The organism is Diplocloster hominis (assembly GCF_032380655.1).
In the GTDB taxonomy this organism is placed as follows: Bacteria; Bacillota; Clostridia; order Lachnospirales; family Lachnospiraceae; genus Diplocloster; species Diplocloster hominis.
This window is the reverse complement of the sequence record NZ_JAWDIY010000029.1, coordinates 41,046-62,977: the sequence shown is the minus strand read 5'-3', so window position 1 is coordinate 62,977 and position 21,932 is coordinate 41,046. Positions and strand designations below refer to the sequence as shown.

The window sequence follows — 21,932 nt, the reverse complement described above, 5'->3', positions numbered from 1 at the left end:
AATAAGAGGTTCTCCCGCCTTCGGAGTTAGCCATTCTTAGGTCCGGCCGAAGTGATTTGGCCCCACGGGATTCGCCGCCCGGTTCCAAAGGCCGGACCGCCTCCCTCCCTTCCCGGACCCTAGACCTTCGTCCACAAAAACACAAGAATGCGGGGAAAATATGTATGAAGCTATCATCACAGATCGACAGCACAAGAGCTGCCGCGAATCGCAATCTGTACATCGCCTATGAGGAACTGATTCAGCTCCCGGAGGATTTGGGTTATAAGACTGTGTTTGAACCCGAAACACAGGAAGAACATCACAAGATCACCCGCCCCATCATCGCATCTGTCAATCATCTGCAGAAAAACGGCCATATGAAAAATATTGTCTATTCAGACGGGAGTCCCACCACCATAGAGCTGACCAACAAAAGTATTAACTACCGGTACAACGACTTTTTCCAGATCAGCTATGTGCTGTGCGGAAAAATCGTGTACCACATCCGGGATACTATGGTGACAGTGGAGGAAGGCGGGGTTCTTCTCATCGATGACAATACCTACTATTGCGAAGATATCAAGCTGTCGGAGGGAACCATCATCAACATTTCCGTGTCCGTATCCGTCATCAATGAGATTTTTCTGACCTATGAGAATGAGGATACCCTTCAGGGCTTTTTGCACCGGAGCTTTATCAAAGAGAAAGGCAAGCAGAACATGCTGTACTTTTTCCCAAAGAAGCCGGAAGAGAGCCTGATCATCAGCAACCTGATCTCCGATATCCTCTTCGAGATCAAAGATAAGAAGCGGGGTTTTGAATATATCTGCAAAGGTTATCTGGTAAGGCTGATGGACAATATCGCCTCTGAATATGAGTATTCTTATACGAGGGAAGAAAAAGATTTTTTCCGCAAATATCTGTTTGACGAAGTAAAGAATTATATTTTTCAAAACTATCAGAATATGCAGCTCCAGGATCTCATCGATCACTTTCACTATCAGAGAAATTATTTTAACCGGCTGATCAAGGATTTTACCGGAATGACCTACTCAGACTATCTGATCGAGGTGCGTATCCTGCACGCCAAGCATCTGCTTGAGACGACCCGCTCCACCATCGATGAGATCATGCTGGAAGTTGGCTATAATAATAAGGGATTCTTCTATAATAGTTTCAAAGAACGGGTGGGATTAAGCCCGGCTGGATTCCGCAGAAGCTTGAAAGCGAACGAATGATGTCCGGCAGCGATGAACAAAAAAACACACCGGGAATCGGCAATTACTACTCGTCGTCACCCGGTGTATTCCTTTCGATAATATTAAAATCAGAAACTCTTTTCCAATTTTTCCAGCATCTCATCCACATGTTCTTTCCCGATCACCAGCGGAGGCACCAGCCGCAGCACATCAGACGCCGCTGTGATCACGATCAGGCCGTTGTCCAGCGCGCGGTTCACGATCTCTCCCACAGGACGTCCTTCGACCACCAGTCCCTGCATCAGACCTTTTCCACGTCTCGCCCTGATAAAATCATATTTATCCACAAGCAGATCCAATTTTTCTTCCAGATAGGTGGATATCTCCCGGACATGCTCTAGGATACGACGTTTTTCGAAGAGTTCAAACACTTTACTGACCGCCGCACAGGCCAGCGGATTCCCGCCGTATGTCGTGCCGTGATCCCCGGGTACCAGGGATGCTTCCGCCACTTTTTTATTTACCACAAAGGCTCCTACGGCGATACCGCATCCCAGCGCCTTCGCGCAGGTCATCACATCCGGCTGTACGCCGTAATGCTGCCAGGCGAACATCTCGCCCGTTCTTCCCATACCGCACTGGATCTCGTCAAAGATCAGCAGGATATCCCTCTCCTCGCAGATGGCCTTCACTCCATCCAGGAACTCCTGGGTGGCGGGGTAGATCCCACCTTCTCCCTGAACCGGTTCCAGCAGGATCGCGCAGGTTTTTTCCGTAAGCTCTGCCCTCACACTGTCCAAATCGTTGAATTTTGCAAAACGGATTCCCCCGATTAAAGGCTTGAACGCTTCCTGATAATGCGGATTCCCTGTGACGGACAGGGCTCCCATACTCCGTCCGTGGAAGGAATGGTTCATGGCGATAATCTCATGATCCGTGCTGCCGTCCTTGAGGTACGCGTATTTCCGGGCTACTTTGATGGCGCCTTCGATCGCCTCAGTTCCGCTGTTCGTGAAAAAAGCCTTATCCATTCCCGCTGCCTTTACCACCTTTTCGGCCGCTTCGGCTGCCGGAAGATTATAATACAGATTGGACGTGTGGATCAGTTTGTCGATCTGTTCTTTCAGCGCGTCATTGTACTCTTTGTCCTGATAGCCAAGGGCGAATACGGCGATACCGGCGGCGAAATCCAGATATTTCTTACCCTCCGCATCGTACAGATACACTCCCTCTCCCTTATCCAGAACGATCTGGTAACGGTTATAGGTATGCAGAATATACTGTTCGGCCTGACTGATTATCTCACTATTTTTCATGGTAATACCTGCTTTCCGCTTCACCTAATATAGCCGTCCCAATCCCTTTGTTGGTAAATATCTCCAATAACAGACAGTGGGGAATCCGGCCATCCATGATATGGACCCGTGACACTCCGCTTCTAATGGCCTCGATACAGTTTCCAAGCTTCGGAAGCATGCCGCCCCCGATGTTCCCATCTGAGATTAACTGCTCTGCCTCCCCGATCGTCAGCTCGGAGATCAGGGATTCTTTATCCTCATAGTCTTTGTAGACCCCCTCGATATCAGTCAAAAATGCCAGTTTTTCCGCATTCATAGTCTTAGCGATGGCACAGGCCGCGTCATCGGCGTTGATATTGTAGGTGTGGAACTCATCGTCCATCCCAACAGGGCATACGATCGGAAGGAAATCTTTTTCCAGCATGTCATAGAGGATCTGGGGATCTACTTCTTTGATCTCTCCCACATAACCGATGTCCTGGCCGTCCGAATATTTTTTGTCTACCTTCAGCAGTCCGCCGTCCTTGCCGCTGACACCCACCGCCTTCACACCCAGGCGCTCCACCAGCGTCACCAGCTCTTTGTTGACTTTATTTAATACCATTTCGGCGATTTCCATGGTTTCCTCGTCGGTTACCCGCAGACCGTTGATGAATTTCGGCTCCATGCCGACTTTACCGACCCAGCGGCTGATCTCTTTGCCGCCCCCGTGTACAATGATCGGTTTGAAACCAACCAGCTTTAACAGCGTCACATCCTCGATGACATTGTTTTTCAGCTCACCGTCCACCATGGCGCTGCCGCCGTATTTTACAACGATAATCTTCCGGTTAAAACGCTGGATATAGGGCAGCGCCTCGATCAGCACCTCCGCCTTTTCCAGATATTTATTCATATTTTCTCTCATGGTACTTACTCCTTTATGAACGGTAGTCCGCATTAATTTTAACATAGTCGTAGGTCAGATCACAGCCCCAGGCGGTCGCAGAGGCTTCGCCCATTTTCACATCCGCGACAGCGGTCACAGCCGGTTCTGACAGGATCTTTGTGGCTTCCTCTTCCCTGTAGTTTAAGGCGGTGCCGTCTTTTACGATCTGTATCTTACCTGCAGCGCTTTCGAAAAAGAGGTCAACCTTCTCGGGATCGAACTGCACGCCGGAATATCCCATGGCACACAGGATACGCCCCCAGTTGGCGTCATGGCCGTAGATCGCGGCTTTCGTCAGGCTGGATGTCACAATGGACTTGCTCAGCGTAACCGCGTCCGCTTTGGAAGCGGCGCCTGTTACCTTGACCTCGAACAGGGCGGTCGCCCCTTCTCCGTCTCCGGCCATGTACTTGGCCAATGTCTCATTTACATAGTGAAGGGCTTCCAGAAATGCCTCATAGTCCGCATTTTTTTCCGTAATCTCCGGATTTTCCGCCATACCGTTTGCCAGCAGCAGAACCGTGTCGTTGGTGGAGGTGTCGCCGTCCACCGATATCATATTATAAGTATCCTGGATATCCGTACTCAGTGCTTCCTGGAGCAATTCCTTCGTGATCGCCGCATCCGTGGTGACAAAGCTTAACATCGTACACATATTGGGATGGATCATCCCCGATCCCTTACACATGCCCGCGACCGTGACGGTTTTCCCTCCGATTTCCACAGTGGCAGCCGCTTCCTTGGAAATGGTGTCGGTAGTCATAATGGCTTCCGCCGCCAGCTTAGCCGCTTCTCTGCCCTGGGCCAGCAGCGGGACCATACCAGCCACGCCAGCTGTGATGCGGTCCATCGGAAGCTGCATCCCGATCACTCCGGTGGATGCCACCAATACGGTCTCTGCCGGTATCCCCAGCAGTTCCCCCGCTTTCTTGGACGTCTCTTTGCAATACCGCATTCCCTCTTCACCGGTACATGCATTGGCAATTCCCGCGTTTACGACTACCGCCTGGACATAGGGGGAATTTTTGACAATCATCGTATCCCACTTGACGGGCGCCGCCTTGACCACATTTGTCGTAAAGGTTCCGGCCGCTTTACATGGTTTTTCACTGCAGATCATGGCCATATCTTTCCGGTCCTGGTATTTGATGGCCGCTGCCGTGCTGGCTGCCATGAAACCTTTGGGAGCTGTAACTCCACCGTCAATTATTTTCATAACACATATCTCCTCTTCCTTTATTTCTATAACTTATCTGTCCTATCTGGCAGAATTATCCGGCATCTTTCTTATTCCACAAACGCAGTGACGTTTTCCTCATTGAGTGACATATCATAGTAGTTCAGATCTGTCCGGTAGGCGAAGCCTTCTTTGTTCCAGAACAGATTGCCGATTTCGTTTCTGCGGAACGCGATCAGCGTGACTTTGTTGATCTTTTCTTTTTTCAGTGCTTCCATGGCCCAGCCGGCCATCTCGGTACCAATCCCCCGATGCCTGTAGCCCTCTTCCACACAGACATGGTAGAAACACCCGCGGCGCCCATCGTGTCCGCACAGGATGCTTCCCACGATCTTTCCATCCTCCAGCGCCACCACGCTTAAACCCGGATTCCGGTTCAGGAACCGGGCTACTCCTTCCCGGGAATCATCGATACTGCGTATTCCCAGTCCTTGTATCCTGTGCCAAAGCCGGTTTACATCATCATAATCCTCTATCGTCATTGCCCGTACCATATTATCCTCCTATTCCGCTGCTCTCTACGGGAACATGGGAACCTGCATCAGCCCTTCCTTTTCCGGGAAACCGAACATAAGGTTCATATTCTGTACTGCCTGGCCCGCGGCTCCTTTTACCAGGTTATCCATGGCACCCATCATGATTACCCGGTTGGTGCGGGGATCGATCTTAAAATTGACATCCACAAAATTGCTGCCCTCCACCCATTTTGTCTGGGGGCAGACATCCTGATCCAGCACCCGGACAAAGGTCTCTTTGGCATAATATTTATCATATGCCGCTTTGACTTCCCCGTAGGAAACCGGTCTTTTCAGCGAAGCATAAGCCGTTACCAGGATCCCCCTGTTCATGGGGACCAGATGCGGGGTAAAATTAATCCGGATCTCACAACCGGCCGCGTATCCTAACTGCTCCTCGATCTCCGGTGTATGACGGTGTGTCGCAACGCCGTAAGCTTTGATATTTTCATTCACTTCACAGAACAGGTTATCTAACTTCGCACCTCTTCCTGCTCCGGACGTACCCGACTTGGCATCGATGATAATCGTGTCCGGCTCGATCAGCCCTTCTTTTAATAAGGGATACACCGACAGAGTACTGCACGTAGGATAACAGCCCGGATTCGCCACCAGTCTGGCCTTCTTTATCTCTTCCCGGTTAATTTCACACAGGCCGTAGACAGCTTCCGGTATAAACTGCGGTGTCTTGTGCTGGATTCCATACCACTGCTCATAGGTCTTCACATCTTTGATACGGAAATCCGCGCTCAGATCCACAACCTTTGTTTTTGAGAGAATCCCTTCATTTACCAGGGAAGCGCACAGCCCCTGGGGCGTGGCCGTGAAAATAACGTCGACCTGATTTGCCAGTTCTTCCATATTATCATCCAGACAAGTGTCGTCCACGATCTGGAACATGTTCTGGAATACCTCGCAGTATCTTTTATCTATGTAACTCCTGGACCCATACCATTGGATCTTCGCTTCCTTATGTCCCATCAACAGCCGGACGATCTCCTGCCCCGCATAACCGGTGGCTCCGATGATTCCCACTCTTATCATCCCACTTCTCCTCTTTTCCTTATTATTGTCTGTTTCTTAAGACATGCAGGTATACCCGCAGGGTGTTTCCTTAATTTTATTTCCCCGATGTCTTTATTCTTTTCCTATATTATATCAGTTTGTACCGGAAGTAAAGGGATTTTCCGAATTTTGCCCCTTATATTTGCATAATTATACATCTTTTGTGAATAATATTCAGGTATTATGTATAAAAAATCTGTTTTTTTGCATATTTTTTCACTTGCATAATCAAAAAGAATGTTGTATCATAGTTTTAGCTCGAAGGAAGTTCATGAAATGATAAAAAAATAGAAAGATTCAATCACAGGAGGAACTTAGATTATGAAAGAAAAAGTCGTATTAGCCTATTCCGGCGGCCTGGACACCACCGCCATTATTCCCTGGTTAAAGGAAAACTATGACTATGAAGTCATCTGCTGCTGTATCGATGTAGGACAGGAAAGCGAACTGGACGGCCTGGAGGAACGGGCTAAATTATCCGGCGCTGAGAAATTATACATATTGGATGTGGTTGACGAATTCTGCGATGACTACATCATGCCCTGTGTAAAGGCAAACGCCATCTACGAAAACAAATATCTGCTGGGAACCTCTATGGCCCGCCCGCTGATCGCCCAAAAACTGGTGGAGATCGCCCGGAAAGAAAATGCTGTAGCCATCTGCCATGGCGCTACCGGAAAGGGTAACGACCAGGTCCGTTTTGAGCTGGGTATCAAAGCGCTGGCCCCGGACATCCAGATCATCGCTCCCTGGCGCTGCAACGAGACTTGGAAGATGCAGTCCCGACAGGATGAGATCGACTACTGCAAAGAACACGGCATCGATCTTCCGTTCTCCACAGATTCCAGCTACAGCCGAGACCGGAACTTATGGCACATCAGCCATGAGGGTCTGGAACTGGAAGATCCCGCCCAGGAGCCGAATTACAACCACCTGCTGGTACTGGGTGTCACCCCGGAAGAAGCGCCGGACGAACCGGAATATGTCAGCATGACCTTTGAAAAAGGTGTTCCCAAAAGTGTTAATGGAAAAGAAATGAAAGTTTCCGATATCATCCGTGAGTTAAATGCCTTGGGCGGCAAGCACGGCATCGGCATCATCGATATCGTGGAAAACCGTGTGGTCGGCATGAAATCCCGCGGTGTCTATGAGACCCCCGGCGGAACGATCCTGATGGAAGCACATCAGCAGTTAGAAGAACTGATCCTGGACCGCGCCACCTATACCGTGAAAAAAGAAATGGGCAATAAATTTGCCGATATCGTATATGAGGGAAAATGGTTCACTCCGCTGCGCGAGGCTGTCCAGGCTTTCGTGGACTCCACGCAGGAATATGTAACCGGAGAAGTGAAATTCAAACTGTACAAGGGTAATATTATCAAAGCCGGCACTACTTCCCCCTATTCCCTGTACAGTGAGACTCTGGCCAGCTTCACCACCGGCGAACTTTACGACCATCACGATGCGGAAGGATTTATCAACCTGTTCGGCCTGCCGTTGAAAGTCCGCGCTATGAAAATGGCGGAAGCCCGGAATAAATAGTCAGATACTTTAGGTATGTTACCTGCGTTATCCTGGCGGCAGCTTTACGCCGGGGATACGAGTTCTGCATTGGTAAAGTTGGGGCTTCAGAGGTTGATTTTATCGCCATAGGTGATGAAGGAGAAGAATATTATCAAGTGGCTTACACAGTAGTCGATGCGGACGGCAAAACGCTGGAGCGAGAGCTTATACCGCTGGAATCCATCCGCGATCATAACCCGAAATACCTGCTGACGATGAATTTGGGGCCGATAGTGTCCCACAACGGGATCAAACAGATTCATGTACTGGATTGGCTTTTAAAATAGAAATGAGGCGGCAAAATGTTTGCCGCCTTGCATTTTTACAGGATCAGGATGCGCATAGCGAAATCCTCTCCCTCACCAACTGTCTCACATATCTCATAGCTTCTGCAGTATAAATGGAAGGATCTGTTTCACATGGACTTAACCTGATAGCTTCTTTCATTCCATCGCAGTATACCCTCCCTGTTTCATCCGCGAAATTAACCGCGTAAAAACCTTCATTCACCGCAGCTTGTATAGCCCGGTCCGATAACTCGCTCCCATTTTGCAGAATCAGGGAAAACTTTTTCCCGAGACAACTTTGTAATGGTTCCGCTATCTTTCTGTCTAATAGCGTTTCTCCACCGCTTTTACGGATAAAATGACTTTCCTTTAAGTTAATCCCCAATATACCGATTTTCAATGACCGCAAATACTCCAGTCTTTCGTTTAGTTCCCCGGTATATCTGTTTCCAAATTTAGTGGTTGGCGGATTCATCCGGACCCCCAGACTGATCCCAGCGTCGGCACAAAGGCCGGCCGCCTCTTCCAGCTGCGTTCCCGGTATCCGTTTACCGCTTATCATTGCCGAATTCTCCGGTTCTCCATCGATCAGGCCGGCTTCTTCTATTTCTTCGAGCATTACCGAAGTATATCCGTATTCGATTGCCTTCTCTATCTGCTTCAGGCATTTGGCACGCTCCAGATGCAGACAGACCGGCATATCGTTCCGGGCCGTCATTTCCTTCAACGCGGCAGCAAATACCGGTCTGTTATACCCCCAGCATTTCGGCGTGGTCTGAACGATCACAGGCATCTGCGCGGCCTGGGCTTCCCGGCAGACAGCCTGTATCATTTCCACAAAGTCGGTTTGAAAGGCTGCTATCGCGGCGGGAACGGATGCGGTCTCTTTCCTTAATTCCGGCAATGTGGTAAGCGGCATGGTTAAGCTTCCCCTTCTTTTAACTCGATCCAGGCATCCAGGCCATTTGGTTCATCGGGATTGATCCCGCTGTTCACCGCCCGCGCATAAGTAATGCTCTGGATTCCATACATCATGAATAGTACGGCGGCCTCCGGTCTTTTCCCGCATGGCAGCTGGATCCGAATCATCGTTTCTTCCTTTGCAAACATCTCCGGCTCCCGCACATTGGTGTCAAAATATACACAGGGAGCGCCCTTTTTCCTGATATCCCGCAGCAGGTCATACTGCAGTCCGGGCGCCTGGTCCGTCACCAGGGCAAGCACCAGCGTCTCCGGCCCTATCATAACCATAGGTCCGTGTCTGGAATCCAGCAAGTGATAATAGTTAGAGTTGCATTGGCAGATTTCTTTAAATGCCAGTGCGCCCTCTTCCGCGATTCCTGCCATCCCCGCATCCGCCAGCACAATGCCCCGTTTCCAGTTCCATCCGGCTATCTCTTCGAACACGCTGTCAAATCTGATCTGAAAAGCCTCCGCCGCGCCCGGAACCTGCATCAGGTATCCGGTCAGTTCCCGGTCATTGCAGAAGACAGCCACGCTCATCAGCAGAGCCGCATAAAGGTTCGTCACAGTACGGGTCTGGCAAACAGAGGTATCATAGCACCATGGCAGATCCAGATGATACTCACTAATAGCGGCAATCTCTGCATTTTCCCTGGCACAAACGGACAGGCAGTCCGCCGCCCCGTTATCTTTTGCCAGCCGCACGGCCCGAATAATCTCCGATGTACTGCCCGATCTGGAGATACTGATCAGGCTGCTTCCCTGAATCATCTTCTTATAGGAAGCCTTATTTACCAGATAATCCCCCGCCGCAATGGCTACAGCCGGAATTCCCGCCATCTGCTCCAACTGGAAAGCTGCCGACTTAGCCAGCATATAGCTGGAACCGCACCCAAAAACAATTACTTTTTTGGCATTCCGGTAAAACGGCATAAGATATGCCTCTTTTTCATTAATATAGTTTAATGTTTTATCCAATGCCTGAAATTGATCCTTAATTTCCTGTTGTGTACGATACATACTCGCGATAATCTCCTTTCATTAATTCTGCCTTGTTTTTTAAGGCATACAGGTATACCCGCAGGGTGTTTCATTAATTATACCTTGGTTTGTACAAATCAAAAGCAATACGGGCCGCCCCCAGAAGAGCCGCGTCGTTCCCTCTGGCCGCCAGAATCAGTTTCTGATTCTGCGTATGCTGATTTCCAAACTCCCGATAGTACGCCAGGAACCCGTCCCACCAATAATCCGCCGTATCCGTAAGCCCTCCGCCGATCAGGATCACTTCCGGGTCCAAGAGATTCGCGCAGCTCACCGCGCAGCTGGCCAGATCCTGCTGAAATCCTTTTAAAACCTCCAGCGCGGTGCTATCCTGCTCCTGAACACGAGCAAAGAACTCATATCCCGAACTCAGGCTTTCACTCTTAGTTTTTTCGTTATAAAGCTGCCACAGAGCCGTTCCTGATATGTATTGCTCGGCACACCCCTTCTGCCCGCAGGTACACAGGCGGCCGCCAGGATGCAGGATCATATGTCCGATTTCTCCGAACCCTCCAAAGGTACCGTCCAGAATCTGATCGTGGTAAATTACTCCGCCGCCGACTCCGGTACCGAGGATAACTCCTGCCACATTCTCATATCCCGCAGCACTTCCCTTCCATTTTTCTCCGATCAGGCCGGCCCGGCAGTCATTGGTAACAGCTGTCGGCAGCCGGAACTCCTCCTCTAACAGCTGTTTCATTGGCAGGCCGATATAATCCCGGTAGATTCCGACTGCGTAGAGTACCTTACCCGCTCTCTCGTCGATGCGCCCGCCGGCTCCGATACCGACCGCTTTTATAGGAAAAGCTTCTGTCAGCTCCCGCAGAATTTTCCGGTACGCGTCCATGATAAACGCTCCTGTCCTTCCGGTATTTTCAATCCTGATCTTTTTCAGGATCTTCCCGTCCTCATCAACGGCCGCTCCGTTGATTTTCGTTCCTCCAGTGTCAATTGCCGCCGCTATCATAAGTTCCTCTCCTAACATGCCGCGCTCTACAGATAAGCCTGAATGTTATCCACAATTTTTTTCGTGATAATCTGCGGCCTGGTGATGCCTGCGCCAATGACCACATTATGGGCACCTGCCTCAAATGCCTGTATGGCCAGAGTGTCATCCCAGTAGCGCCCCTCGGCGATTACCGGCACCTTTACTCTCTGTGCCAGTTCCCGCACCAGTTGCACATCGGGGTCCTGCAGCTCGATAATTCTGGGGTCCTCGTAGTTTCTCGTATACTCCGTATAACCAGCCAGTGTGGTGGATATCAGATCACTGCCCTCCTCAATGGCAGCCAGCCCTTCTTCCAGCGTGGATACATCCGCCAGGAGCAGTACGTCCGGAAATTCCTTTTTGATCTCTCTTAAGAGCTGACGCACATCCTTCCCCTCAGGCTTGGGCAGTCTGGTGGCATCCACCGCGATAATCTCAGCGCCTGTGACATAGACGGATTCCACATCACGCAGCGTCGGTGTAATATAGCTCCAGTAGCCCGGATATGTATGTTTTACCAGTCCGATAACCGGAATTTTTACGATCTGCTTAGTCGCCAGGATATCCGAGATACCGTTGATTCTGACACCCACAGCTCCGCCCATTTCCGCGGCCAATGCGAATCTCCCGATAATGGAGCTTTCCCGCATGGGCTCTTCTGACGTAGCCTGACAGGAGACGATCAGTCCTTTTTTTAATTCTTCTGCCTTCATATGATTAATCCTCTCTTTACTATTTTTTATTTGCCCGTTTCTGGCTAATTTTATCGTAACTGATAGCCAGCAGCAGGACAAAGCCCTTCACGACCCTCTGGTAGTAATCCGGAATATTCATCATGACCATACCGTTTAACAGAACTCCCATCAGCAGCAGACCAATGATGACATTTCCGATCCTGCCTTCCCCGCCGTTGGTGCTGACTCCGCCCAGAACAACAGCGGTAATAATATCCATCTCATAACTCTCCCCGGCCTTGGGCTGTCCGCTGTTGACACGGCTTAAGAGCACGACGCCGGACATAGCGGCCAGCATACCGCACAGTCCATAAACTCCGTAGATGACCTTCCGCACATTTACCCCGCTTAGACGGGACGCTTCTTTGTTACTTCCCACGCCGTATACATAACGTCCAAATGAGGTGCGCTCCAGGATAAACCAGCCGATGATAAAACAGATCACCATGATAATCACCGGCACCGGTACCGGTCCGATATAGCCCTGTCCGATCACGTTAAACCCTTCCGGGAACCCATAGACCGGCAGCCCTCCGGATATAATATAGGTCACTCCCCTTAAAATACTCATGGTGGCCAGCGTCGCGATCATTGGCGGAAGCCCGATATCATAGACAAAACATCCGTGAGCGGTACCAACCGCCAGCCCCAGTATTAGTACCAGCAGAACGGCCAGAACCGGATGCATCCCCCGCACCATCAGCGTGGCGCAGCATACGGAGGCCACACCCATCATCGAACCCACACTGATATCGATTCCCCCGGTAATGATGACCATGGTCATCCCAACGGCAGCGATCCCATTGACGGCCACCTGCCGCATAATATTGAAAATATTGGTGGTACTCAAAAATCCGTTCGTGGTGACCGAAAAAAAGATCAGTAATATTATTAAGGCGATTAATATGGCAAATTGCGACAATATTTTAGACACGCCGCCATTTCCTCTTTTATTCATTTACAGTATACCCCTTTCCAGTATCATATCTTTTGCTCATCGTGTGGCAAACTCCAGAATCTTTTCCTGTGTCACTTCCGAATCGTTGATCTCACCCGTGATACGGCCGTCGTGCATGACCAGAATCCTGTCACTCATTCCGATCAATTCCGGCATTTCCGAGGAAATCATAATAATCGATTTTCCTTCCTCAATTAGTCTTCGCATCAGCTGATAGATTTCAGATTTTGCGCCTACATCGATACCTCTGGTCGGTTCGTCAAAAATCAGGATTTCTGAATTAGTTGCCAGCCATTTTCCCAATACAACTTTCTGCTGGTTTCCACCGGAAAGAGTTTTTGCCATCTGCCCCAGCGAATGTATTTTTATATCCATCGCCTCAACATATTTCTCCGCGACCTGGTTTTCTTTCTTTTTATTGATAACCCCGAATCTGCATACACTTTTTAAGTTGGCATAGGATACGTTATAGTCGATTCCCTGATTTAGCAGAAGCCCCTGATTCTTACGGTCTTCCGTGATGAGCCCGATCCCATGTGAGATCGCGTCCTCCGGGCTCTTAATCCTGACTTTTTTGCCATACAGGGTCAGTTCACCGGATCTTAGGGGGTCCGCCCCAAAAATCGCCCTCGCCATCTCTGTACGCCCCGCGCCTACCAGACCGGCCAGTCCCAATATCTCTCCTTTTCTTAGTTCCAGGCTGCAGTCTTTGAGATGATCGTTGATCAAATGATCTGCTTTCAGTATCACTTCTCCAATTTCCGTCGTGCGGGCCGGATATTCCTGTCCCAGCTCCCGCCCCACCATATACTTAATCAGCATCTGCCGGTCTATATCCCGGGTCGGAACCGTAATCACATGCTTGCCGTCCCGCAGTACCACAGTCCGTTCTGAGATCCGGAACACTTCCTCCAAGCGGTGAGAAATATAGAGAATGGCCACATTGCGCTTCCGTAATCTTTCCACGATATCGAACATTTTCTCGATCTCACTGTTTGTCAAAGGGGCGGTAGGCTCATCCATGATCAACAGCTTAATATCCTCTGACACGGCCTTTACGATTTCCACGATCTGCTGTTCCGCGATGGACAGCTCCGAGACTTTTTTGGACGCGTCGATGCCGGCCCCCAGTTCCTGTATAATTTCATTGCTTTTTTCCAGCATTTCTCTGCGCCGGAGCATGATCCCTTTTTTCAATTCTTTTCCGTAAAATATATTTTCCGCCACGGTCAATGTAGGCATCATATTCAATTCCTGGTATATGACGCCAATTCCCAGTTCTTTGGCTTTGGCAGGGCTGTTGTTCTCTATTTTCTTTCCCTCAAACCAGAGCTCGCCTTCCGTGGGATGATGCGCGCCGGTGATTACTTTAATAAGGGTTGACTTCCCCGCGCCATTTTCTCCGACCAGGGTCAGTACTTCTCCCGGCTCGATATCGATGGAAACATCCTCTAATGCGGTTACTCCGGAAAATTTTTTGGATATATGCCTAAGCTCCAATAATTTTTCTGCCATAGTTTCCTCCAGCAGCGCATTTACTGCGCGTTTTTTGTAAAAGAATTCCCCACCATTTTAGAATAGTGGGGAATTAAATTTTATACTGCAGATAATAATCCCTTCATCAATTACTTATAGTCGCTGATGTTAGAAGCGTTAACCACCTTCATGGGAATGTTAATCGTCTCTTTGATAGGGCCTTCCTGCATTACCTTGATCAAGGTATCTACGAATAATTTGCCGGATTCAAAGGGCTGAATGTCCACCGTCGCACGGTAGATGCTGCCTTCTTTGATCTTATTCAGAGCTTCATCCGTGGCATCCAGCCCTCCGATAAAGAAACGGTCGCTGTCCTTATGGGCAGCCATGACAGCCTCGTAAGCTCCTAACGCTCCCGCGTCGTTCACACAGGCCAGTACTTCCACATCGGGATTTGCCTGCAGGATATTTTCCATGTTCGCCATGCCTTTCTCCGCGTTGTTAGCGCTCTGTCTCGCCACGATATCCGCGTCGGGAGCCTGGCTTAAGATCCCATCCTGGATTCCGTTTCCCCGTTCAATGACCGATTCCAGTTCCGGATAATCAAAGATTGCCACCTTGGCTTTTCCGTCCAGTTTCTCTTTGATCCACTTGCCGGCTTCCTCACCGATCGCAAAACCATATTCATACTCCGGTACAGTGATAAACGCATCGCTTCCCTCTACCAGCTGGTTTCCGGATATGACAGGGATTCCGGCATCCTGCGCCGACTTCACAGACGGCACCAGCGCAGTCTCATCGATGGGACTGATGATAATACCATCCAGCTTCTGGGATATAAAGTTTTCGAATGCGGTTATCTGATTCGCCACATCCGCTTTACCGTCTACGATGTTGACTTCGATCCCCAGCTCATCACACCGGGCCTGTACCCCTCTGGATACCTCCACAAAATATGTATTCGTCAAGTCCTGACAAGTATAAGCGATCTTCAGGCCTTCTGTTTTAAATTCCCCGCTTGAAGCATCTTTCTTGTCTGCCGGTGTTTCCACCGCAGCCGGCGTTTCTGCCTGCGCTGTTTCCTTCGGCGTGTCTTTAGCCTGAGCGGAAGCGTCCTCCGCTTTCGCGGAGCAGGCTGTGCATACCAGTGCCACCGCCATCAAAAGCCCTGCAAACATCGAAACTCTCTTCTTCATCAATACTCTCTCCTTTGCTATTCCAGCTATTTTATTTCACATTCAGCTCTACGGTATAGCAATACTGATTCCCCTTATAGAACCGGTAATTATACTCAATCAAACGGTTCTTGCTATAAGTCTTACGACATACTTTCAATGAGGCTGTGCCAACTTTTTCCCCCAGCAAATTAGCTTCTTCCTCATTTAATCCCACAGCTAGAAAGGATTCCACCGCTTTATCCGGTACCACTCCCTGCATATTCAGCATTTCGTACAGTGAATGGTTTGTGAGATCCTCTTTCGTCAGATGTTCACACATGGAACAAGGAATGTAGGAATGGTCCAAGGCGATAATCGCATCATTTGCCATCCGTAAACGCCGTATAAAGTAAACTTTTTCATCTGATTCCAAATTTAAATTTTCAACTACTTCCTGATTTGGAACTACAACCTCTGTATTCAGAATGATCGACTGTGCGATCATCCCTCTGGCTTTCACCTCCTCCGTAAAGGAATAAAAATTCGAAAGCTTATGGTCGATCTTCGGCCCCTGCACAAAGCTGCCTCGTCCCTGCATACGGTAAACACAGCCATCCTGCACCAATTCATCCAGGGATTTCTTCGCCGTTATCCGGCTGACATTATATTTCTCACACAGTTCGCTTTCCGAATAGATCCTGTCTCCGGGTTTTAACTCCCCGGATTTAATCATCTTTTCCAATTCACGCTTAACCTGCAGGTACATTGGGATTGGATTCGTTCTGTCAATCATTTCTTTCACCTCATATCATTTTTGAAGAGGTTATTATATTGACATACTTGATATATCAATATAATATTCTCTTATTTTATATTTGTCAAGCACTTTTTTGATATGTTAATATATCAAGTTGAGTTTTCAATAAAATCGGGTAAAACGCATGAAATACCTCACTTCTCCTTATCTATTACCGATTCTCTTATCCTCCTTCTTTAATTCTAAAAATATATTTCCATTATAATCTTGACTTGTTGTCATGTCAACATACTATGCAAATCTCTTACACATATAACGATACCATTTTGCCATGAATAGTAATCATATCACGCAAATCCTTGTCATTTAGGCCAGATCTAAGAACGGATCGAACAAAAGTCGGGAGAGACCTGATTCGCATAGCCCGGTATTTGTCTTGCCGATTGGCAAGATTGTCCCATGCTCTGTGAATCAGGTTTCTCCCGACTTTTGTTCAATCCGTCCTTAAGTCTGATCAGAAGCACTTTCACGTCTGTCTGTTTTCATCAAGAGGAAATCTTCGCGGCAACCGCAAGAACTGCCCGCTCAGAACCTTATCTTTCTCTCTATCTAACCTCCACCGTCCAGTCCATAAAGTCATCGATCTTCCCTGTCTGGATACCGGTCACCGTATCATACAGTTTATGGCTGACCGGACCGATTCCTCCATCCTGGATCTGCATCACTTCGTCTTCAAACCGAAGGGCGCCAACCGGCGAGATCACTGCCGCGGTTCCGGTTCCCCAGACTTCTTCCATGGTACCGCTCTTGGCCGCTTCCAGGATCTCATCCACGGAAATCTGCCGTTCTTCCACCGGCAGGCCCCATTCCCTGCAAAGCGCGATACAGGAATTCCTGGTAACACCCGGAAGGATACTGCCGTTTAGTTTGGGTGTAACTACTGTTCCATTGATCTTGAAGAAAATATTCATGGCACCGACTTCTTCTATATACTTGCGGTGCACGCCGTCCAGCCAGAGTACCTGGGAATATCCCTCATCATGAGCCTTTACCTGGGAAGCCAGGCTGGCCACGTAGTTTCCTCCGGTCTTAGCCTCTCCGATTCCGCCCTTGACCGCACGGACGTATTCGTCCTCGATCCAGATCTTCACGGGATTTAAGCCTTCCGGATAATAAGCGCCGACCGGCGATAAGATGATCATAAACTTATAGGTATCGGACGGTCTGACCCCCAGGAACGGATCGGTTGCGATCACGAAGGGACGGATGTAAAGGGAGGTACCCTCTTTCACGGGAATCCAGGCTTCGTCCATTTTTACCACAGCTTTGATGGCCTGCAGGAAATCCTCCGGATTGATCTCGGGGATACACAGCCTTCTGTTAGAATTATTAGCTCTCTCTATATTTTTATCAGGGCGGAACAGCAGGGTCCTGCCATCTTCGGTCTTATATGCCTTGAGTCCCTCGAACATTTCCTGGCCATAATGGAATACCATGGCGGAGGGCTCCAAGGAGATCGGTGCATAAGGCACGATCCTGGGGTCATACCAACCCTTTTCCTTTTCGTAATCCATGACAAACATGTGATCCGTAAAGATCGTACCGAATACCAGCGGATTATCTTTGTCCGGAATCGGCTTCGGACTTGTGGTTTTCTCAACTCTGATATCTAACATACTGCTCCTCTTCCTTCCGTATACTGAATTTATTTTCCTATTATTGACCTTTTTCCTTTGATTGTCAATGTTTATTTATATGAAATAATGTCGACAGACATTATGTCTGCGCCGGAGCACTTTCCTTAGCGCGAAGTGTGCATTCCCTAGGAGGGGCATGATTGCGCGCAATCAAGATATAATGTTGTATCAATAATATTGAACGCAGTCCCTTCCCGCCTTCTTCGCCTTGTAAAGAGCCTCATCCGCGTGGGATATCAGTTTTTCCATATGATCCGACTGCTGCAGCCGGCCCCGCCAGATTCCGATACTTACAGTAACATGATCCCGGAAGGTATCATTTCTTGGAATCCCCGCCTTACGAATCCTGGCCTGGATGCAATCCGCCAGACTGTCCCCTGCGCCGTTTTCACCGATGCAATGGCAGTCTCCAGGGAGGCAATGCATAATCAGAAACTCTTCCCCGCCATATCGAATTACCACTACGTTCTCCTGACTGATGCAATCTCTGATGATGGAGGATATCTCCCGCAGGCAGGCGTCGCCCTGTACATGTCCGTAAGTATCATTATACTGTTTGAAAAAATCAATATCCAGCATCAGTATCTCCATAAAACAATTCTGAGTCTTATACTCTTCAAACTTGCCGGAGATCACCTCCGACAGATACCTTCGGTTATTTAAACCGGTCAGCTGATCCGTATTCACCATGACACTCAGTTTTTCATTTACTTTTTCGATCTCTTTATATTGGGACTCGATTATATCCCTGTCCCGGAATTCCACCTCCATACTGCGGTAATACCTCATAGAAATAAAGACAGCCAGAACAGTGACAAAGAAACTGTTCACAATGCTGGAAAACAGGTTGTCCGGATTGATACCCATCATGGTCAGGATCAGCAAAAGGACAATCCACTGGCCGCCGAATATCACAAAACTCTCCGCCGGTGACATCAGCAAAACAGCCGCCATGGTAGGAATCAGATAACAGAATACTCCCAGTCCGCTGCCATGTATCTGGTCAAGTACTGTGATCCCCATAACCCAGACACACATGGCGAGCACATACCCCCGTCTGAGCCAGGCCAGAACAGCATATTTTTTTCGTCTCACAAGATTCATATAAACCGGAATCAGGATGACTGTCACCAGAAACAGATACAGATATAAATACAAATAAAATCTTCCGTCTCCCTCCATTACGTAGTCACCCTTCAGGAAAAAGAAGATAAGCATCATACAGAACTGGGTTCCTGCAACAACCAAGCCGATATTTCGCTCCACTCTATAGATCTTACCCGGATAATATTCGCGGAAGCGACACTTTTGTTCTTTTGTCAATACAGGCTCTACCACATGCCTGATCCTGTCTTTTACGTCCATGTCTTTCTCCAACCTTATTCCGTACTCTTACTTTTATTTCTTTTGATAGCGCAAAAACCGGTATTCCAGATCAAAATACGTCTGTTCCTCGCTGTCTCCGGTAATCTCCCAATCCGGCATCTGATCCAGATCCGGGAAATAGCTGTCGGCATCATATTCGTGATCGATTTTGGTCACGTGGGCCGTATCACAATAAGGCAGAAGCTGCCGGTATACGCTCTCTCCTCCGATAATGAATACATCCCCGGACGGATATCTCTTCAGTTCTTCCAACAGCTCGTCCACACTGTGTACCACAATGGCATCCTTTACATGATAAGCCGGGTCCGTGGAAAGAATAATATTCGTGCGGTTCTTAAGCGGCAGGCCATTGGGAAACGTCTCCAGTGTCTTACGTCCCAGCACCACCACTTTACCCGTAGTCATCTCCCGGAAAAATTTGTGATCCGACGGAATGCTGACCAGCAGGCTGTTATCTTTTCCGATCGCCCAGTTGCTGTCTACTGCTACAATTATATTCATATTCTGATAACTCCTTTTCCAAGCACCTTTTTTGTCTGCTCCTTTATCAAATCCTTCGGCTTATATGGCCACCGGTATATTGGTAATCTGAGGTCCGGCCTCATAATTTTCCACTGTAATATCCCGGACTGTAAAGTCATAGAAATTCTTAATTTCCGGGTTCAGCTTAAATGTAGGAGCTGCATATGTGGGGCGGGTAATCAGTTCCTCCACCAGTGGTATATGCCGGTCATAAATATGGGCGTCCGCGATGACATGTACCAGTTCCCCCGGGACCATGTCACAGACCTGGGCCAGCATATATACCAGCACCGAATACTGTACCACATTCCAGTTATTTGCCGTCAGGATATCCTGGGACCGCTGATTCAGAATCGCATTTAACTTAAGCTTATCACTGTTCTTTTCCTTCGTGACATTAAAAGTCATACTATATGCGCAGGGATACAGATTCATCTCATGCAGATCCTGATGTACATACAGATTTGTCATAATCCGTCTGCTGTACGGATTATGTTTCAGATCATAGATCACCCGGTCTACCTGATCCATCAGCCCTTCCCGGTACTGATGTTTCACCTGCATCTGGTAACCGTACGCCTTCCCGATCGAACCTTCCTCATCGGCCCAGCTGTCCCAGATATGGCTGTTCAGATCCTGGATGTTATTGGATTTTCTCTGCCAGATCCAGAGCATTTCATCGGTAGCGCTCTTAACCGCGGTTTTCCTTAAGGTCAGCGCCGGAAATTCTCTGGATAAATCATACCGGTTCACAACACCAAATTTCTTTATCGTATAGGCCGAGGCCCCATCCTCCCAGTGAGGGCGGACCTTTTCTCCTTCCGTACTTGTCCCGTTTTCCAGTATGTCTTTACACATACGGATAAATAAATCGTCTGCATAGCTCATCGTTTCCTACCTCCTGTTCTTTTCCCGGATTACGAATCTGCAAGTCTGTTTCATTATAGCATGAAATTTTTTACTCATCCATAGGGGAGGAGGAATTCTCTTTGAAAATTAAAGAAATAGGCGGCACTTTATACTTGATATAACGAAAAACAGAAAATAGTTTCTCTCGCTCTGGCTGCGATATGCTATAATGAACCTAATGTTATAAAGTTAAGGGAGGTAACGCCATGACTAGAGTCGATTTAGCGGAAGTTCTGTATCAATCGCTTAGGGCTTTGGGAGGACAATCGGATATTATCGGAGTATGTAAATATGTATGGGAGCATTATCAGGATGAACTTAGGAATTCCGGAGATCTTTTCTACACCTGGCAGTATGATATTCGTTGGGCAGCTACTGAGTTGCGAAAGGCCAATCGTATGAAGGATGCCCGTTTGTGTCAAAAGGGCATCTGGGAGCTTTGAAACCTTCGGTGCTAACCATTATTGCAGCCATCCTCCAGGGGAGCCAATTATTTTTCACAGATAGTTTTCTTCTTGCGCTTAAGCCAGCGGTAAATCCAGATTACTACGGCCGCGATCAGGATTCCTTTTCCCACCAGCGCATATTCCTTCATGTAGCCTGCGATTCTTTCCCAGGACTTGCCGGCCCAGGCTCCCAGGGATACTAATACCAGATTCCAGCCGAAGGACCCGAGGGTCGTCAGTATCGTGAATTTTCCGATGTCCATTCCTGCCATCCCTGCCGGTACGGATATGACACTGCGGATAATGGGGATAAAACGGCAGAAAAAGACGGTCGTGTTCCCGTGTTTTTCGAACCACGACTGTCCCTTTTGGAAGCTTTCCATTTTCAGGTGCAGGAATTTTCCTGCTTTTCCGTTGATCAGCTGTTCCTGCCTGGATGGGGAAAGAAAATAGCCTAAATAGTATAGAAGAAAGGCGCCCATCACGGACCCTACCGTGGCGAAAACGACCACGCCGGGTACATTCATCACGGTACAGGTGGTCAGAAAGCCGCCGAAGGTTAAAATGACCTCGGACGGTATGGGCGGAAATATATTTTCAATAAAGATCAGGAATATGATGCCCAGATAACCATATTCATTCATAATTTTGATTACGATATCCTGCATAGGTTCTCCGGTTAAATTGGCGGTTGCTTCATTATATGTCAGGACCCGGGTTAAATATGCTTTGGCGTTTTTTTTCGGATGGGCCGGTATACGGGGACAGGCCCTTTTCTCCACGTAGTTTCTGGAAGATTTGGTTATACTGCCGAATTAAAATTT

General features: G+C 48.5%; 22 protein-coding genes. 4 read left to right on the top strand and 18 right to left on the bottom strand.

The features are described from left to right. Window positions 1-164 precede the first annotated feature (164 nt). A complete protein-coding gene (locus ABC831_RS20770; protein WP_343249981.1) occupies window positions 165-1,220 on the top strand; it encodes a helix-turn-helix domain-containing protein in 1,056 nt (351 codons plus the stop codon). An 89-nt stretch (window positions 1,221-1,309) separates the two neighbouring features. On the opposite strand, the gene ABC831_RS20765 is transcribed toward ABC831_RS20770, so the two are convergent. From ABC831_RS20765 to argC, 5 genes are all read right to left on the bottom strand, one after another. Continuing rightward, window positions 1,310-2,497, bottom strand: coding sequence for an aspartate aminotransferase family protein (locus ABC831_RS20765; protein ID WP_343249980.1), 1,188 nt, complete (start codon window positions 2,495-2,497; stop codon window positions 1,310-1,312). Next, window positions 2,487-3,386: an acetylglutamate kinase gene (argB, locus tag ABC831_RS20760; protein WP_343249979.1), complete on the bottom strand. Its 900-nt coding sequence runs from the start codon at window positions 3,384-3,386 to the stop codon at window positions 2,487-2,489. The genes ABC831_RS20765 and argB overlap by 11 nt, the downstream gene beginning before the upstream one ends. Window positions 3,387-3,399: 13 nt before the next feature. Further along, window positions 3,400-4,623: a bifunctional glutamate N-acetyltransferase/amino-acid acetyltransferase ArgJ gene (gene argJ, locus ABC831_RS20755; RefSeq protein WP_343249978.1), complete on the bottom strand. Its 1,224-nt coding sequence runs from the start codon at window positions 4,621-4,623 to the stop codon at window positions 3,400-3,402. A 71-nt stretch (window positions 4,624-4,694) separates the two neighbouring features. Further along, window positions 4,695-5,138: a GNAT family N-acetyltransferase gene (locus ABC831_RS20750; RefSeq protein WP_343249977.1), complete on the bottom strand. Its 444-nt coding sequence runs from the start codon at window positions 5,136-5,138 to the stop codon at window positions 4,695-4,697. 24 nt (window positions 5,139-5,162) lie between these two features. After that, entirely contained in the window at window positions 5,163-6,203 is a 1,041-nt protein-coding gene (argC, locus tag ABC831_RS20745; RefSeq protein WP_343249976.1) for an N-acetyl-gamma-glutamyl-phosphate reductase, read from the bottom strand. Window positions 6,204-6,545: 342 nt separating this feature from the next. Between argC and ABC831_RS20740 the strand changes: the two genes are divergently transcribed. Beyond that, window positions 6,546-7,766 (top strand): argininosuccinate synthase, encoded by a 1,221-nt coding sequence (locus tag ABC831_RS20740; RefSeq protein WP_343249975.1) that lies wholly within the window; start codon window positions 6,546-6,548, stop codon window positions 7,764-7,766. A 137-nt stretch (window positions 7,767-7,903) separates the two neighbouring features. Further along, window positions 7,904-8,074 carry a hypothetical protein gene (locus ABC831_RS20735; protein ID WP_343249974.1) on the top strand — a complete coding sequence of 57 codons (171 nt, stop codon included), beginning with the start codon at window positions 7,904-7,906 and terminating at the stop codon, window positions 8,072-8,074. 43 nt (window positions 8,075-8,117) lie between these two features. Here ABC831_RS20735 and ABC831_RS20730 read toward each other — a convergent pair whose 3' ends face one another. The 12 genes from ABC831_RS20730 to thyA form a co-directional block, all read right to left on the bottom strand. After that, window positions 8,118-8,993, bottom strand: coding sequence for a class II fructose-bisphosphate aldolase (locus ABC831_RS20730; protein ID WP_343249973.1), 876 nt, complete (start codon window positions 8,991-8,993; stop codon window positions 8,118-8,120). A 2-nt stretch (window positions 8,994-8,995) separates the two neighbouring features. Then, the gene (locus ABC831_RS20725; RefSeq protein ID WP_343249972.1) at window positions 8,996-10,057 is read right to left on the bottom strand and encodes an SIS domain-containing protein; all 1,062 of its coding nucleotides are present in this window, start codon (window positions 10,055-10,057) and stop codon (window positions 8,996-8,998) included. Window positions 10,058-10,130: 73 nt separating this feature from the next. Beyond that, window positions 10,131-11,045 (bottom strand): ROK family protein, encoded by a 915-nt coding sequence (locus ABC831_RS20720; protein WP_343249971.1) that lies wholly within the window; start codon window positions 11,043-11,045, stop codon window positions 10,131-10,133. Between the two features lie 26 nt (window positions 11,046-11,071). Further along, window positions 11,072-11,779 carry an N-acetylmannosamine-6-phosphate 2-epimerase gene (locus tag ABC831_RS20715; RefSeq protein WP_343249970.1) on the bottom strand — a complete coding sequence of 236 codons (708 nt, stop codon included), beginning with the start codon at window positions 11,777-11,779 and terminating at the stop codon, window positions 11,072-11,074. 19 nt (window positions 11,780-11,798) lie between these two features. After that, window positions 11,799-12,758 (bottom strand): ABC transporter permease, encoded by a 960-nt coding sequence (locus ABC831_RS20710; protein WP_343249969.1) that lies wholly within the window; start codon window positions 12,756-12,758, stop codon window positions 11,799-11,801. Between the two features lie 36 nt (window positions 12,759-12,794). Continuing rightward, window positions 12,795-14,273, bottom strand: a complete 1,479-nt coding sequence (locus tag ABC831_RS20705) for a sugar ABC transporter ATP-binding protein (RefSeq protein WP_343249968.1) — start codon at window positions 14,271-14,273, stop codon at window positions 12,795-12,797. Window positions 14,274-14,383: 110 nt separating this feature from the next. Beyond that, entirely contained in the window at window positions 14,384-15,430 is a 1,047-nt protein-coding gene (locus ABC831_RS20700) for a sugar ABC transporter substrate-binding protein (protein ID WP_343249967.1), read from the bottom strand. Between the two features lie 31 nt (window positions 15,431-15,461). After that, complete coding sequence (locus ABC831_RS20695) at window positions 15,462-16,184, bottom strand: GntR family transcriptional regulator (protein WP_343249966.1); 723 nt, start codon at window positions 16,182-16,184, stop codon at window positions 15,462-15,464. 569 nt (window positions 16,185-16,753) lie between these two features. Beyond that, entirely contained in the window at window positions 16,754-17,824 is a 1,071-nt protein-coding gene (locus ABC831_RS20690) for a branched-chain amino acid aminotransferase (protein WP_343249965.1), read from the bottom strand. Between the two features lie 189 nt (window positions 17,825-18,013). Further along, a complete protein-coding gene (locus ABC831_RS20685) occupies window positions 18,014-19,210 on the bottom strand; it encodes a GGDEF domain-containing protein (RefSeq protein ID WP_343249964.1) in 1,197 nt (398 codons plus the stop codon). A 33-nt stretch (window positions 19,211-19,243) separates the two neighbouring features. Beyond that, entirely contained in the window at window positions 19,244-19,732 is a 489-nt protein-coding gene (locus ABC831_RS20680) for a dihydrofolate reductase (RefSeq protein WP_343249963.1), read from the bottom strand. A gap of 60 nt (window positions 19,733-19,792) precedes the next feature. Further along, on the bottom strand, window positions 19,793-20,641 hold the full coding sequence (gene thyA / locus ABC831_RS20675; protein ID WP_343249962.1) for a thymidylate synthase: 849 nt from the start codon (window positions 20,639-20,641) through the stop codon (window positions 19,793-19,795). A 227-nt stretch (window positions 20,642-20,868) separates the two neighbouring features. On the opposite strand from thyA, the gene ABC831_RS20670 reads away from it, so the two are divergent. Next, window positions 20,869-21,105 (top strand): hypothetical protein, encoded by a 237-nt coding sequence (locus ABC831_RS20670; RefSeq protein WP_343249961.1) that lies wholly within the window; start codon window positions 20,869-20,871, stop codon window positions 21,103-21,105. A gap of 47 nt (window positions 21,106-21,152) precedes the next feature. Here ABC831_RS20670 and ABC831_RS20665 read toward each other — a convergent pair whose 3' ends face one another. Further along, window positions 21,153-21,776: a DedA family protein gene (locus ABC831_RS20665; RefSeq protein WP_343249960.1), complete on the bottom strand. Its 624-nt coding sequence runs from the start codon at window positions 21,774-21,776 to the stop codon at window positions 21,153-21,155. Window positions 21,777-21,932: the final 156 nt, after the last annotated feature.